This is a genomic window from Neobacillus sp. NRS-1170, from assembly GCF_050468025.1.
On the sequence record NZ_JBITPF010000066.1, the window covers coordinates 123,622 to 138,231 of the forward strand.

Below are 14,610 nucleotides of genomic sequence, written 5' to 3' on the forward strand. Positions count from 1 at the left end.
TTAACAAAGCGGAAGCACCTTTAGGAGCTTCCGCTTTTCTTTAATCCAATACCTTTTTTTCAAACCTGCTGATGTCGTTAGTGTTTCCAATTACTATTAATACATCTCCAGTATGAATCGTTTCTTTTGCCTGAGGAGAAACTATGATTTCTTCACCTCTTTTTATCGCCACGATATTTAATCCATACTTTTTACGAACATCCAAATCCATGATTGTATTGCCGCCAAGTTTTCCATTACCCACAATTTCAACGATACTATGTTCATCTGAGAGCTGAAGATAATCAACAACATTACTGGATGTCATATTAATAGCAATCCTTTTCCCCATATCTCTTTCAGGATGTACAACGTGATCTGCTCCAATCTTTCGCAGAACCTTTTCATGATAATCATTTTGTGCTTTGGAGGTAATTTGCCCAACCCCTAATTCCTTTAAAATTAGCGTTGTTAAAATGCTGGATTGAATATCATCGCCAATCGCCACAATCACATGATCGAAATTGCGAATCCCTAAACTTTTCAAGACATTTTCGTCTGTTGAATCTCCCACAACTGCATGGGAGGCAATCATGGCATATTCATTAACACGCTCTTCATTTACATCAATAGCTAAAACTTCCATTCCCTCATCTGTCAGTGTACGGCAAATACTGCCCCCAAAACGGCCTAACCCAATGACTGCAAAGCTTTTCTTCACAAAAACTCCCCCAGCAAATACAATTTCTGATATGCCCCCATTTTAGCATTGATAACCGTTATATATATAGTATGAAATACCGCTTATTCACCATTTCTATTTTTCTTCTTTCGATATATTAGAACTCCTACAAAACCTAAAATAGCTAGTATCACAAGAATCGGAAGGTTCCCTATTATAAAGACTACTAAACCGGACACAACGCTTATTAACATGTTTATACTTTTCATAAATTGCTTTTTCGTTTTTTCCCATGTATTAAGTTTGTCTCTCTCGATATCGGGAACAATTACCTTATTTTCATAAAGAGTAATCGTTATGGTTGAAAAGGAAGTTTGATTTTCTAAAAATTTCATTTTCCCCTCGATTGTTTCTATTTCTTCTTGTACGGTGGCTAAATCGGCGGAAATTTTTAATAGATCCTCCGTTTTCGTTGCGGTTTTCATAAATGATAATAATCGTTCTTCTACAACCCGTTTAGATTTTAATCTAGATTCAAGATCGACATATTCCTCTGTTACATCCTGCCCTGTAATATTCCGCTGCAGGACTTCGGCAGCCTGCCCCTCTGCATCATGCAAAAAAGCCTGAAAATTCTTTTGCGGTATTCGGATGGTAATACTGCCACTGACCTGCTCTTTTCCTTCCCTGGTTACATTAGATGAAGCAATATACCCTCCATATGTCTCTGCCTTTTCTTCAAGTTTTTTGACCGTTTGTTCAAACTTTTTGACCCTCAGGCGCAAATCCGCTTGATAGATAACCATCTTGTTAGGTACTTTCAGTATTGATTGCTCCTTTGGAGCGCTCGAATTATCTGTTTCACCAGAGTATACTGAGGCCTTCTCTCCATTACTCGACGTTGAAGAATCCATTGCAGCTGTATTGTCCTTACTCATTTTTGCGTCCTCATTACTACTTGAACTACATCCTGTAAAACCCAGCATTAAAACAATGAAAAAAATAGGGAACACTTTTTTTACCTTTTTCAATCCATGACACCCCTTTTTCTCTCTTTATAAATACGGACGATTAAATGAATACAAGGTTACAAAGAAGCAATAAAAAACTGCTCGCCCATAAAGACGAACAGTTTTTATTAATTATTCCGTTTTTTCCAATTCATCTAAAACACGGTTTACTCGCTTTTCAAGCATTTTCATGCCGCTGCCGCCTGCTTGGAAATGACGAAGCTTTCCCTCACGGTCAAAAACATAGTAAGCAGGTACATACTGATTTTCAAATGCTTCTGTTAGCTTATGGTCGCTGTCAACAAAAATAGGCTGGTTAATTCCATGCTCTGCAGCCACTTGCTTGATCTCTTCTAAATTCAGATCGTTTTCCGATCTTGGCATATGAACTGCAACCACGTTTAATTTGTCTTTAAAATCATCACGAAATTGGTTAACTTGAGGCATTGCCTCTTTACAGAGATGACAGCTGATCGACCAAAAATGAATCAAAGTTGGTTTTTCACCAATTAATTCATCTCTAGTTACTTCACCGTTTAACCATTCCGTTGCACCGGTTAATTCTGGCATTGACTCACGTAATTTCACCCGAGATTCCTCCTATTAAAAAGACCTAACGCTTTTAAAGAGTTAGGTCTATCTTGTTTGATTAATAATTATACGTTAAGCGTAGCTTGTCCAGGCTTCCAGTTAGCTGGGCAAAGGCCGCCAGTTTGTAAGGCTTGAAGGACGCGTAGAGTTTCATCTACATCACGGCCGATGTTGTTGTGGTTAACAACAGAATACATTAATTCACCTTCAGGGCTAATGATGAATAGTCCGCGCAGAGCAATTCCTTCTTCTTCAATTAAAACGCCATAATCACGAGAAACCACGTGATTTGTGTCAGCTGCTAATGCATATTTCAAATCACCAAGGCCATTTTCTTTGCGATCTGTTTTAATCCATGCTAAGTGAGTATGAATTGTGTCAGTTGAAACACCGATAACCTCTGCATCAAGGTCTTCAAACTCATCGTAACGGTCAGATAAAGCAGTAATTTCAGTTGGACAAACAAACGTGAAGTCCATTGGGTAGAAGAATAATACTGTCCATTTATCGTTTTTCATATTTTCTTCAAGGCTTACTTTCTTAAATTCTTTGTTTGGCATAACTGCATCCATTTCAAAGCGTGGAGCTTGCTTACCTACCATACGTTCTGGCATTTGAATCCCTCCAAAATAATCAATAATTAGTAATAGCAATTCTCATTTGCTATCCTTCTGACAGTTCTCATTATAGGACAAATCTACTTTTGAGTCAATATTAAATTATAATTAATTTAAATAAATATTAATTATCAATTATAACCTAAATTTCCCCTTAATAAGTTTCTCCCTAAATAATCTAGAATAAACGACAATATGTAACAATATTCCTTTAATTCACTATAATTTTACCATGATTATCCTTAGTAATAAAATAATAAGCATTTTCATTACAGCTTACATATTATTACCTTTATACGTTAAATAGCTCGTTATCACCTTAACGGCCACGTCAATTGCCTCTTCTTTTGGATTCAGCATGGCATGATGCAGACCATATGGGGAATCGACACCGAGCCAAAACATCAATCCGGGTATTTCCTTAAGCATATACCCATAATCCTCACCAGTCATCGCTTCCTTGCATTCAATCACCTGAACATCTGTATCTTGTTGGATATAATTGATAAAATCTCTGGTAATAGATTCTGTGTTATAAACTTGATGGTACATTGAACCATAATCAATCACAGCTTCACATTCGTAGCCTGCTTCAATTCCTCTTACCAACGCCTCAATGCGGTGCTTTACCTTCTTCATCGATTCCGGCGACAAAGTGCGTATCGTCCCTTCGAGCTTTGCTTTTTCAGCAATGATATTCTGAACAGTTCCACCGGTAATTTTTCCAATTGTAATTACAGCACTATCTAACGGGTCCACATTCCTCGAAATAATCGATTGCAGCTGCGTGACAAGTGTACATGCCGCAATCACCATATCATTCGTTTCGTGAGGTCTTGCCGCATGACCGCCTTTCCCCTTCAAATCGATGAACAACTCCGATGTATTAGCAAATAAAAGACCTTCTTTCACTGCGATTGCCCCAACAGGGTACTCTGGAGCAATGTGCAGGGCAAAGATTAAATCCGGCATCCATGCCTGCATTTCAGCTGATTTCAACATTGGTTCGGCTCCGCCTGGCCCCTCTTCGGCAGGCTGGAAAATAAATAATAGATCATCCTTGATTGGATTTTCTACAAAATAGGTGAGCACACCTAGAGCAATGGTCATATGGAAATCATGGCCGCAGGCATGCATTCTTTCCTCATGGGTTGACGAAAAAGAAAAGCCAGTTTCTTCAGTAATCGGCAAACCATCTATATCCGTTCTGTACCCAATAGTTTTTTCAGGCATTAACCCATGAACCTTGACAAATAACCCTGTTTTCCATTTTTTAATTGACAGCCGTTCTTGATGCAGCCCTTCTAAATAAGCCAATAAATAGGCCTGCGTTTTAAACTCTTGAAAACCCAGTTCAGGAATTTGATGAAGGTCGCGGCGAATTTTGATTAATGAGTCCATCTAAAGACTCTCCTTTCTATAAAACAAGCGTGGAAAAGGCTCCACGCTTTTACATTTCTTATAGTTGACGTAACTCTTGCATAATCTCAGTTTTTGACTTTGTCTTTTCATCAATATCTTTAATTTTACGTGCTGGCATGCCGGCTACGACCGTATATGGCGCTACGTCCTGAGTAACCACTGCTCCTGCAGCGACGACGGAGCCTTTACCGATAGTTACTCCTTCTAAAACAACGGCGTTCGCACCAATTAGAACATCATCTTCAACGACTACTGGTTTTGCGGATGGCGGTTCAATAACGCCTGCTAAAACGGTTCCTGCGCCGATGTGACAGTTCTTCCCTACTGTTGCTCTTCCGCCAAGGACAACACCCATATCAATCATCGTTTTTTCGCCGATAACAGCTCCGATATTGATAACTGCCCCCATCATAATGACGGCATTGTCGCCAATTTCCACTTGATCACGGATTGTTACCCCTGGTTCAATACGGGCATTAATATGCTTAGTGTCAAGTAACGGAATAGCAGAATTACGTCGGTCATTTTCAACTACAAAATCTTCAATTTTACCCTTGTTTGCCTCTAGAGCTTCACTAATTTCTGCCCATTCTCCGAAAACAACACCAGTATTTCCATTAACAAATGCCTTAGCACTTGCCCCAAAATTGATTCCTTCTAATTCTCCCTTTAAATAAACTTTAACCGGAGTAGATTTTTTACTATTTTGAATAAAGGAAATAATTTCATGTGCATCCATCATTTTCATAACTGTTTACCCCCTAATTGTATGTACTAAAAAATAATTTACCAAACAAAGTAACTGAAAACAAGCAAAACAAGCGTAATACTTCCTAAGATTCAGAAATATGTTCTTTAATGAGTTCGACAAACGCCTGAACCTGTTTTAATTTAAAGGAAGACTCATACCCTAATAGCCAGGTATCCCGCTTTAGCGGTTCATTATTCTCATCTAAAAGGGGTATTTTGAAAATATCCCGTTCTGCTTTTGTTAACGTAATTCCAGGCAATATGGCATAACCAATACCATTAAAGGCCATCTGTTTACATGTCTCAATTTGGTCAACAAGCACTGTCCTTTTCGGTGAGGTTTTAAAGTTCCGCATCCACCAATCTTGTATTTCTTGATAATAATTCGAGTCACTTTTAAATTGGATAAAAGGCCGGTCAACTTCTAAGACTTGTTCCGGTCTCATAATTTCTCGATCAACCAAATAAAGCGGATCATCAAAAAGATGGACCTTTACCCCCTTCCAATCAGGAGTGCCGCGGATAATTCCAATATGTACCTGATCATCATATAAGCATTTTAGGATTTCACTGCTCCAGCCAGTAATAAGTGAAATCTTTGCTTGTGGATACTTATCAATAAATTTCTTTAATACTTGAGGAAGCCAGTTTTGACCCACGATTGAGGCTACTGCTATTTTTAAGGTACCCGACACCCCGGATTGCAGCGAATAAATCGTTTCGCGAACCTTTTCTTGCTTATTGAGTACGTCATTAACAAATTCAATAACATGTTCTCCAGCGGGAGTGAGGGCAAGCCCTTTTTGCGAACGAATAAATAACTTTGTTCCCCAATCTTTTTCAATGGTCTGTAAGCGCTGAGAAAGGGCCGGCTGTGACACAAACAACCGTTCCGATGCTTTACGCATATTCATTTCCTGAGCTAAGACTGATAATAATTGATATTCCGATAATGAGGACATGTCATCACCACCTTCAAAAATATCCAAAAAAATATGCCCCCATTTAGGGAGCCTGGTGCAATCATTTATTATTTTTTTTAAATCGTTTTACTTGTTTATTTAATTGATTTAATACTGTGCTTCTTGGCACTATCCCCTCAAAAAAGCCTTCTTCCGTCTCAACACATAAAAAGGGATGATTGACAAGTATTTCCAAACACATATTAAGTGAGGCCGAAATTTTAACCCGTGGAATCGTCTTTTTCATAACTTCTTCTACACGTTTTTTTTCAAGGGTTTCAAACTCTATTCTTTCGAGACCGAGGATAGAGTCCATGATAATTGGAGTGCTAATCAGCCCATGGAGCTTATAATGCGGGTCTAGAACTGGAATGGCGGTATAGCCGCTTTTTGTTAACACTAATAAGGCATGCTCTAGATTGTTGCCAATTTGCACATGTGCCACCCGTTCGGATGGGATCATTAACTCTTTAATGGTTAATTCTAAAAATTCCCCACTGGGAAGACTAATCATCGCCGAAAACTCCTCAATGTATGTTTTTCTACAGACTTATTCTATCATAGTTTTCGGAGGTCTGTGTGAATTTAAATACCGTTTTCACAAGGAAAAGAAAGGAACCAATTGGTTCCTACTGAATTAAATCAAAAATTTCAATTGTGATCATATCAATATTATCAAATTGATATCGTTTAGGTTTTTCCTTTTCATTATAAACCTCTAATTCATACGTTACCGTCTTTGGATGAAATGTTACTTGACACTTTCTCTCTCCATTAACTTCAAAATAACGTTGAGCTGGCTCACCGCTGTTAGCTTGTTCCTGAAGATTTTTTAATCTTGTTAATATACCTTGAAGCTGTGACATCCGTTTTATCTCCTTTCAAACACAAAAAAACTTCTACTTTTATATTTCACAATTGGCCTGTTTCTATCCTTATTGGATTATTTACCTAAAAAAAATCCAATTTTCTTATGCCAATATTAAAAGAATAAAATAACTGAAACTATTTGTCCAAGCAAAAATGAAAAAATTGACTATTTTTTTTAAAATGCCAATCCAAAACCTAAACTACAGTAATTGCTCGTGTTCGAATAAGTATTGGTAAGAAATGTCGATAAACAAATAATCATTTCCGTTAATTGGATAGGAGAAGGTTCTAATATTCTCCCCTGTTTCAATATCACGATATAAATCAGATAAAATTCCTTTTCTCTCGTTTCTCATTTTGATAATATTTTCTAAAAAATATGGCCGCCAACTCCAGTTCTTGTTTTTATATTCAGCTTGAATATTCCAGCCATTTTTTTCTTTAAAAATGTTTGCTGATTTTTGAACCCCATCTTCATCACAAATATACATACGAAAAGCAATATGCTCCAGTTCTTTTACTAACGTTTGCAAAAGCTCTTCAAATCCTGCCTTTTTATTTTTCATGACAATTTCTTGAACCATTGAATGGAAAAATTCTGAAGCTAAATAAACACCCTCTAATTTTCTTTTTTCATAAGAAATAAAATCGTGAAACTTTTCTTTTAATCGGTGTTTTAAAAAATCTCTTTGAATAAATTCTGCTGCAGGGGGATATAAATAAAACCCTTGATAATAGCGGCCTCCGTTCTTCCAGGCAAACTGCAGCTGATAACTCATTTCAATATTTTCAAACATAAGGGTTGCTCCAATTTTTCTTGCTAAAAGGGACAGGGTAAATAAAACATCATGGAAGTTCATTCCAGTTGCCGTAGATTTAAGCGGTTCTAAATTTATTTTTAAAATATCCGGCTCAAGCTGTCCAATTCTCTCAAAATGATAACTTTCACTGTCTATGCTAGAAACAGCAATTTTGATCCCAAATGTCCGATAATATTGTAGCAGGTGATCAAATTGATCGATATCACCTAGATATTTCCTCTCCGAAATTTCAAGGACAATTCTGCTTAAATTAAACCCTTTTTTTTCAAATTCTAAAAGCTCCTGCAAAAAGGGCTCACCATGCCCATACATTAATAACTCGGCATTACGATTCAAAAATATACAAATATCATCATCGTCAAGCTTAATTGCTTTTTCAAGGGCTTTCCTAACTAACAGCAAATCAACCTCAAATTTATACTCATCAGGAATTTGATCATCTTGAAAAAAGGGCCCTAAGCTTAGGATAATATCCCCGGTCTTATATCTTCCCAAAACTTTATAAGCAATGACCTGTTGTTCATCCGCACTAAAAATCGGTTGGAAATAAGGAAAAACATGTTCAAGATCCGATAGAATTTCCAAGGCATCCATCGAAGTACCTCCAAAAAAAGATTTACTCATAATACCATACGTTTACTTGCCGCAGCCCGTTCGTTCATTACCAAAAGGATACCATTATAGCCCCTAAGAAACAATCAAACAATATGGTTAAGCTCTAATCAAAGGGGGAAAAGTTTTTGAGAAAACTTTGCTTATTAGCCTCGATCCTTCCCATGTTTGGATGCAGCCACTTTAATGATGATTCAGATGCCAGTTCAAATCTTATTCAAAACAAGCCCGCTTCATCATATCGAGTGGAAGATAAGCCTAAAAACACAAACTACAACATAAACGATCTTACTGATCAGGTGATTTACGATAAAAAAATAACCAACCAAGGTAGTCATGTAAGTACAACTGCCAAGAAAAATTCTGCTATGCTAAATGTAATCCTAATTAGACAAAACCCGGAGCTGCGATATGGTTGTGAAGTGACCAGCCTAGCCATGATGTTAAATTACGCGGGTGTCAAAACGAGCAAAATGGATTTATACAGGCTGATTCAAAAGGATCCCGATCCGCTCATCAAATCTCCAAAGGGAGATATTTTACGATGGGGCAATCCTGCAGATGGATTCGTTGGGGATATGACAGGAAGACGAGCTGGGTATGCTGTTTTTGATAAGCCGATGATAGCATTAATTAATCAAAAGCTTCCAGGCAGAGCTGTCAATTTAACCAATCAGCCATTTGACCGTGTATTGGAGCACGTTTCAGCAGGGCATCCTGTTGTTGTCTGGACAACTGGGGATTATCGCCTTCCTGACCGCTGGGAATCCTGGTATCACGGAAAACAATATATTAAAACCCCCTTGGATTTACACGCCGTCGTTCTTGTTGGATTCGACTCCAATCATGTTTACTTAAATGATCCACTTTCAGGCAGAAAACAAGTAAGAGTAGACAAACAACAATTTATCGCTTCCTGGAATGCACTAAAGAACCGCGCAGTGAGCTATCGTTAACATAAGCAGCCCTACAAAGGCTGCTTTTTCATGAATTTTTTTAAACTTTTTCGAATAAAAATTAATAATAACATTTTACTTGCAAAAAGTGCTTTTTTTACCGAAAATACATATGGAAAGTAATTCAAAGATAGGTTGGTAGAAAATATGCCTAAAAAACTAAAAAGGAGAACATTTCTGAAACGAACAATTGGTTCATTTCTAACCGTTCTCGGATTAAGTTCGGGGGGCTACTTTTATGCCAATCGTATTGAGCCCTCATTACTCGATATTCAAGATCTTGAAATTAAGCACCCTTTAATACCCAAAAGTTTTAACGGTATAAAAATCATCCAGTTCTCTGACACCCATTTAGGTTTTCATTATAACCTTACCCAATTTTCCAAACTAGTCGAAAAGATCAATGACTTAAAACCAGACATCATTTTTTTTACAGGCGATTTAATAGATGAACCAAATAAATATTCAGAAATTAATAAACTGATTCCCCTTTTAGAATCCTTACGCCCCCCTCTTGGTAAATTCTGCATTTTCGGTAACCATGATCACGGAGGCTATGGTTCAGACATTTACCGAAATATTATGGAAGCAACCAATTTCACTGTTCTACTAAATGAATCGGCCCCAATCAAATTAAAAGACGGGAGCAGGATTCATTTATTAGGGATTGATGATGCAATGTTAGGAAAACCGGATTTGCCCTTGGCCTTAAAAAATGTCCCGCAAAACCATTTTAAAATTTTATTATCCCATGCACCAGATCTTGCTGATGATGCATCAAGATACCCAATTGAATGGCAAATAAGCGGTCATAGCCATGGTGGACAAGTAAAATTACCTTTTATTGGTGCCCTTGTCATTCCTCCTTTTGCCAAAAATTATCCTGAAGGTCTTTATTCTATCGGTGACCAAAATCCATTAACCCTATATGTTAATAGAGGAATCGGAACTACCCGTTTGCCTTTTCGATTTATGGCAAAGCCAGAATTAACAGTCTATACTCTAAGACCTGAAACAATATAAAAAAATCCTTATCCAATTTTAAAAGATAAGGATTTTTTTATTTAAAAAAGCGATTTTGGAGTTCGTTGACTGGAATTGGCTTTGAGTAGTAAAAGCCCTGTATTTTATGGCAATTGGCATTAATAAGAAATTCAACTTGTTCTTTTGTTTCTACACCTTCAGCTATCACTTCAAGGCCCAGGCTTTTACCTAGATGGATAATTGTGGTTGTAATGGCTGCGTCCTTTTCATCAACCATGATATCTCTAATAAAGGATTTATCAATTTTTAAAACATCAATAGGAAGCTGTTTTAAATAATTCAATGATGAGTAACCGGTTCCAAAATCATCCACTGAAATAGAAATCCCTAATTCCTTTATTTTCCTTATAAGAGGGATTGTTTCTTTCGTATCACTCATGACACCTTCCGTAATTTCAATTTCTAAGGAAGCTGGATTAATTTTATACTTATCGATCATTGATTTAATGAACTGGACAAGATTTGGCTGCTGAAATTGCTTTGGAGAAATGTTTATAGCAACTCTAATATCATCATAACCCCTATCATTCCATTTCTTTATTTGACGGCACGCATGTTCAAACACCCAATGACCAATTGATATAATAAGACCTGTATCCTCGGCCAAAGGAATGAAGTCACTTGGTGGAATATTGCCAAATTCGGAATTTTTCCATCGGAGCAGCGCTTCGAAGCTTTTCGCTTTTCCAGTTCCAAGATCAATTTGCGGTTGATAAAACAAGGAAAGCTCCTTCTTGTCGATTGCCTTCCGTAGATGAGTTTCCAATGTAACTGAATTGGAATAAACATTATTCATTTCTGACCGATAAAATTGAAAATGTGCCTTTCCTCTCTCCTTTACTCGAAAAAGAGCCTCATCAGCATTTTTAATTAACATTTCTGCATCCTTTCCATCATGAGGATACATACTTATTCCAATACTGGGCGAGATAAAATACTCATGTGAATTAAAGTAAAAGGAATGTGAAAACGCTGAAAACATCTTGCGAACAAATGTACTTGCTGCTTTTCGGTCTGACTTTAGCAGCAATATATTGAACTCGTCTCCTCCTAATCGATAAATAAAGCAGTTTTCGTTTTGAAACTGCAAAAGGCGGCGGGCAACCTGTTTTAATATTTCATCTCCTACCAAATGCCCGAGTGTGTCGTTTAAATGTTTAAACCGATCCAAATCAATAGAAATGAGAGCAAAATATGTCTTTGAAGGGGAATAAATGTGTTCGTTTAAATGATCTATTAATGATCTCCTATTTAATAATCCAGTTAGTTGATCATGGAAAGCCATAAATTTTAACATTTCCATATTTTTTGCCTGTTCCGATAAATCCTTTATAATCACATAAAGACCTATTATTTCTCCATGTATCACAATGGGCACCGTTTTAATATGAACAAACAAAAGTTGTCCTTTATTATGAATAAGCTTACAATCTAACGTTTCTAATGCATATCCTGAACATGTTTTTTCTAGAAGTTCTTTAAATTTTTCTAAATCAGGATCATTAATTAAATCGTAAATGGATCTATTTGACATTTGCTTTTCCGAGTGCCCAGTCAGCATTGCTGCAGCAGGGTTTGCTTCAAGTATTTTCCCTTCTGGACTAATCGTAAAAATAGCATCCAAATTATTATCCACAATAGAACGATACTTTTGTTCACTTTCGATTATCCTTTTTTTCTCTATGTACCACTCTGTTACGTCCCTTGTTACGGCAACAATGTAACCTACCGTATTATTTTCAGAAAAAATCGGGGTTAATATCGTTTCACCATAGACTTCAAACTCATTATCGAAGGTAAAATGATCGTCATACATCACAATATCTTTTCTTCTTAATAATTTCACATACTCCCGTTGGAGTGCTTTAGCAACATCAGCAGGCAGGACTTCTTGAAGTGTTTTTCCAAGAGCATATGGAGAAAGTTTAGCTTTCCTCATCCCCGATTCATTGACAAACAAATTCGAAAGCTTGGTCCTTTTTCGACCTTCATCACATAAACCATATCTTGAACATGTTGAAAAATGATATCGAAGATTATTTTTTGTATTTTGTTACTGGCTTTGCCAGAAGCTAGCTCGCTGGCCAATAAATTACGTAAATGATTCATTACATCATCCTTCAGACCAAAAAGTTCTCAATTTTTTAAAATAATGTTTTTCAATCTATCATTTCTATTTTACAATGAAATTAACTGAAAGGAAGCAATTTATTGAAAATAATGATTATTTCACCAAAATTTTCTTTCATAGTATAGCCGAAAACTAAAGTCGTCTCGCATTTAAGAATTAATAGATTTTATGTTATATTTTAATTTCAGTTAATAAAAGGTATAATGGAGATGTTCGAAAAGATAGAAAGGAGAACATATTTTGAATCCCGATCAGAAAAATCCCCAAAGAAATGGAAATTTAACCATTGAAAACCTCGCTCAAGCAGTCTTTATTGTGAATCGCCATGCAAAGACAGCGACTAACCCCAAATTTTTGTACAAATTAAAACAAGAATCATTAAAAAAATTAATTGAAGAAGGTAAAGCCAAGAAAGTAGGTCTTCATTTTTCTGAAAACCCAAGAAATAGTCAACAGCAATCCGACGTCCTAGTGGAATGCGGCAGATTTACATTCCATATTCCTCCTACCAAATTGGACTTTCATCAACTTCCGCACTTGGGTAAATTAGATAATCATATAAGAAACCCTAAAGCCGTACTTTCACTTAATGCTGCAAAAGCAATATTACAGTCCTATACAGGAATTTCCGAGGAAGGACCTCCTCCCTCAAATCAACGAAGAAACCAACGAACTTATCAAAAACCGATATTCAAAAAATTAGGTGAAAGATATTCTTAAATGTGGAAGGAAGAACATAAGTGGAGCATTTGATTAATCAACGAGTTAAAGATATCGAGATTTCAGGAATCAGGAAATTCTTTAATATGGTATCCCATATAGATGACCTAATTTCTTTTACCATAGGTCAGCCTGATTTTCCCACCCCCGAACATGTGAAACAAGCGGGAGTAAATGCAATTGAAAAGGACTTTACCTCTTATACTCATAATGCTGGGACGATTGAATTAAGGAAGGCAGCAAGTGAATTTGTCGGAAAGAAATATGGTTTACACTACAAACCTGATTCAGAGGTAATCGTTACTATGGGGGCCAGTGAAGCCATTGATATCACCTTTAGGACTATTCTCACTGAAGGCACTGAGGTTATTTTACCTGGCCCAATTTATCCTGGCTATGAACCAATTATTCGGATGATGGGGGCAGTCCCTGTCCATGTAGACATTAGAGAAAACCAATTTCGGTTTACCTTAGAGATGATAAAACCCTTTATTACTGAAAAAACCCGCTGTATAGTCCTTCCATACCCTTCAAACCCTACAGGCGTAAGTCTTTCAGAAATGGAGTTAAAGGAAATTGCCGACTTTTTAAGTGATAAGGAAATTTTTGTTCTTGCCGATGAAATTTACAGTGAGCTTACTTTTGACCGGAGCCATAAATCAATTGCAAGCTTTTTAAAGGAAAAAACAATCGTTATTAATGGGTTATCAAAATCTCACTCGATGACAGGATGGAGAATTGGCTTTTTATTTGCACCAGAATCCATTACCAAACATATTCTAAAGGTCCATCAATATAATGTTTCATGTGCAAACTCAATCGCCCAAAAAGCGGCTTTTGAAGCCTTAACGGTGGGAATTGATGATGCTCAAAATATGAAAAAAGAATACGAACGCCGAAGGGACTATGTTTATGAGCGATTGACAACAATGGGGCTTGAGGCCGTGAAGCCTGATGGCGCATTCTATTTCTTTGTCAAAATACCCGCCACCATTCCATTGAATAGCTTTGAATTCGCTTTGGAGCTTGTTCAAAAAACAAAAGTTGCCGTTGTTCCCGGCAGTGCATTTTCTGACTATGGGGAAGGTTATTTCCGTTTATCTTTTGCCTGTTCAATGGAAACTTTAGAACTAGGACTTAACCGTATTGAAGAATTTTTAATAAAATAAACGAAGCCCTCACCATGTAGCAGGTGAGGGTTTCGTTTTTTATTGACCTTGATATTTTCCGTTGTTTTTAGGGGCTTTTTCTTTTTTAGCCTTATCCTTATGGATTTTATTTGTAGCTGCAGAACCGATTTCATGAGCAAATTCTTCATTTAACTTTGAAGAATCAAAACCCTTCTTGTTTTTTTGCTCCGCATCATTCTTTTTCGTACGTTTCGCCATCAAAAATTCCTCCCATCAATTTTTCTATTTTAGTTTCTGATGAAGAGAGGAAATT

General features: G+C 36.8%; 18 protein-coding genes. 5 read left to right on the forward strand and 13 right to left on the reverse strand.

Features of this window, described 5'->3' with window-relative positions:
- Positions 1 to 40 precede the first annotated feature (40 nt).
- The 9 genes from ACIFOT_RS24660 to ACIFOT_RS24700 form a co-directional block, all read right to left on the reverse strand.
- Complete coding sequence (locus ACIFOT_RS24660; protein ID WP_430069150.1) at positions 41 to 700, reverse strand: potassium channel family protein; 660 nt, start codon at positions 698 to 700, stop codon at positions 41 to 43.
- An 83-nt stretch (positions 701 to 783) separates the two neighbouring features.
- Positions 784 to 1,692, reverse strand: a complete 909-nt coding sequence (locus ACIFOT_RS24665; RefSeq protein ID WP_430069153.1) for a DUF4349 domain-containing protein — start codon at positions 1,690 to 1,692, stop codon at positions 784 to 786.
- 111 nt (positions 1,693 to 1,803) lie between these two features.
- The gene (locus tag ACIFOT_RS24670; RefSeq protein WP_430069155.1) at positions 1,804 to 2,259 is read right to left on the reverse strand and encodes a TlpA disulfide reductase family protein; all 456 of its coding nucleotides are present in this window, start codon (positions 2,257 to 2,259) and stop codon (positions 1,804 to 1,806) included.
- Between the two features lie 68 nt (positions 2,260 to 2,327).
- A complete protein-coding gene (locus tag ACIFOT_RS24675; protein ID WP_430069158.1) occupies positions 2,328 to 2,876 on the reverse strand; it encodes a peroxiredoxin in 549 nt (182 codons plus the stop codon).
- Positions 2,877 to 3,155: 279 nt separating this feature from the next.
- Positions 3,156 to 4,280 carry an N-acetyldiaminopimelate deacetylase gene (locus ACIFOT_RS24680; RefSeq protein ID WP_430069161.1) on the reverse strand — a complete coding sequence of 375 codons (1,125 nt, stop codon included), beginning with the start codon at positions 4,278 to 4,280 and terminating at the stop codon, positions 3,156 to 3,158.
- Positions 4,281 to 4,338: 58 nt separating this feature from the next.
- A complete protein-coding gene (gene dapD, locus ACIFOT_RS24685; protein WP_430069164.1) occupies positions 4,339 to 5,049 on the reverse strand; it encodes a 2,3,4,5-tetrahydropyridine-2,6-dicarboxylate N-acetyltransferase in 711 nt (236 codons plus the stop codon).
- An 85-nt stretch (positions 5,050 to 5,134) separates the two neighbouring features.
- Positions 5,135 to 6,013: a LysR family transcriptional regulator gene (locus ACIFOT_RS24690; protein WP_430069328.1), complete on the reverse strand. Its 879-nt coding sequence runs from the start codon at positions 6,011 to 6,013 to the stop codon at positions 5,135 to 5,137.
- 61 nt (positions 6,014 to 6,074) lie between these two features.
- Entirely contained in the window at positions 6,075 to 6,527 is a 453-nt protein-coding gene (gene cbpB / locus ACIFOT_RS24695; RefSeq protein WP_430069166.1) for a cyclic-di-AMP-binding protein CbpB, read from the reverse strand.
- Between the two features lie 115 nt (positions 6,528 to 6,642).
- The gene (locus ACIFOT_RS24700) at positions 6,643 to 6,879 is read right to left on the reverse strand and encodes a YkuJ family protein (protein ID WP_223595177.1); all 237 of its coding nucleotides are present in this window, start codon (positions 6,877 to 6,879) and stop codon (positions 6,643 to 6,645) included.
- Between the two features lie 43 nt (positions 6,880 to 6,922).
- On the opposite strand from ACIFOT_RS24700, the gene ACIFOT_RS24705 reads away from it, so the two are divergent.
- Positions 6,923 to 7,012, forward strand: a complete 90-nt coding sequence (locus tag ACIFOT_RS24705; protein ID WP_430069331.1) for a hypothetical protein — start codon at positions 6,923 to 6,925, stop codon at positions 7,010 to 7,012.
- A 71-nt stretch (positions 7,013 to 7,083) separates the two neighbouring features.
- Here the strand turns inward: ACIFOT_RS24705 and ACIFOT_RS24710 are convergent, their stop codons facing one another.
- Positions 7,084 to 8,298, reverse strand: coding sequence for an EAL-associated domain-containing protein (locus tag ACIFOT_RS24710; RefSeq protein WP_430069170.1), 1,215 nt, complete (start codon positions 8,296 to 8,298; stop codon positions 7,084 to 7,086).
- Between the two features lie 146 nt (positions 8,299 to 8,444).
- Between ACIFOT_RS24710 and ACIFOT_RS24715 the strand changes: the two genes are divergently transcribed.
- Both ACIFOT_RS24715 and ACIFOT_RS24720 read left to right on the forward strand, forming a co-directional pair.
- Complete coding sequence (locus ACIFOT_RS24715) at positions 8,445 to 9,272, forward strand: C39 family peptidase (protein WP_430069172.1); 828 nt, start codon at positions 8,445 to 8,447, stop codon at positions 9,270 to 9,272.
- A 147-nt stretch (positions 9,273 to 9,419) separates the two neighbouring features.
- A complete protein-coding gene (locus ACIFOT_RS24720; protein WP_430069174.1) occupies positions 9,420 to 10,295 on the forward strand; it encodes a metallophosphoesterase in 876 nt (291 codons plus the stop codon).
- Positions 10,296 to 10,332: 37 nt separating this feature from the next.
- Here the strand turns inward: ACIFOT_RS24720 and ACIFOT_RS24725 are convergent, their stop codons facing one another.
- The gene (locus ACIFOT_RS24725) at positions 10,333 to 12,255 is read right to left on the reverse strand and encodes a sensor domain-containing protein (RefSeq protein WP_430069177.1); all 1,923 of its coding nucleotides are present in this window, start codon (positions 12,253 to 12,255) and stop codon (positions 10,333 to 10,335) included.
- Positions 12,252 to 12,425: a hypothetical protein gene (locus ACIFOT_RS24730; RefSeq protein WP_430069180.1), complete on the reverse strand. Its 174-nt coding sequence runs from the start codon at positions 12,423 to 12,425 to the stop codon at positions 12,252 to 12,254. Before ACIFOT_RS24730 ends, ACIFOT_RS24725 begins: the two co-directional genes overlap by 4 nt.
- Positions 12,426 to 12,687: 262 nt before the next feature.
- On the opposite strand from ACIFOT_RS24730, the gene ACIFOT_RS24735 reads away from it, so the two are divergent.
- Together ACIFOT_RS24735 and ACIFOT_RS24740 are read left to right on the forward strand one after the other, a co-directional pair.
- Positions 12,688 to 13,167: a YkyB family protein gene (locus ACIFOT_RS24735; RefSeq protein ID WP_430069182.1), complete on the forward strand. Its 480-nt coding sequence runs from the start codon at positions 12,688 to 12,690 to the stop codon at positions 13,165 to 13,167.
- Positions 13,168 to 13,187: 20 nt separating this feature from the next.
- Positions 13,188 to 14,336 (forward strand): aminotransferase A, encoded by a 1,149-nt coding sequence (locus ACIFOT_RS24740; protein WP_430069185.1) that lies wholly within the window; start codon positions 13,188 to 13,190, stop codon positions 14,334 to 14,336.
- A 39-nt stretch (positions 14,337 to 14,375) separates the two neighbouring features.
- On the opposite strand, the gene ACIFOT_RS24745 is transcribed toward ACIFOT_RS24740, so the two are convergent.
- Positions 14,376 to 14,555: a hypothetical protein gene (locus ACIFOT_RS24745; RefSeq protein ID WP_430069334.1), complete on the reverse strand. Its 180-nt coding sequence runs from the start codon at positions 14,553 to 14,555 to the stop codon at positions 14,376 to 14,378.
- Positions 14,556 to 14,610: the final 55 nt, after the last annotated feature.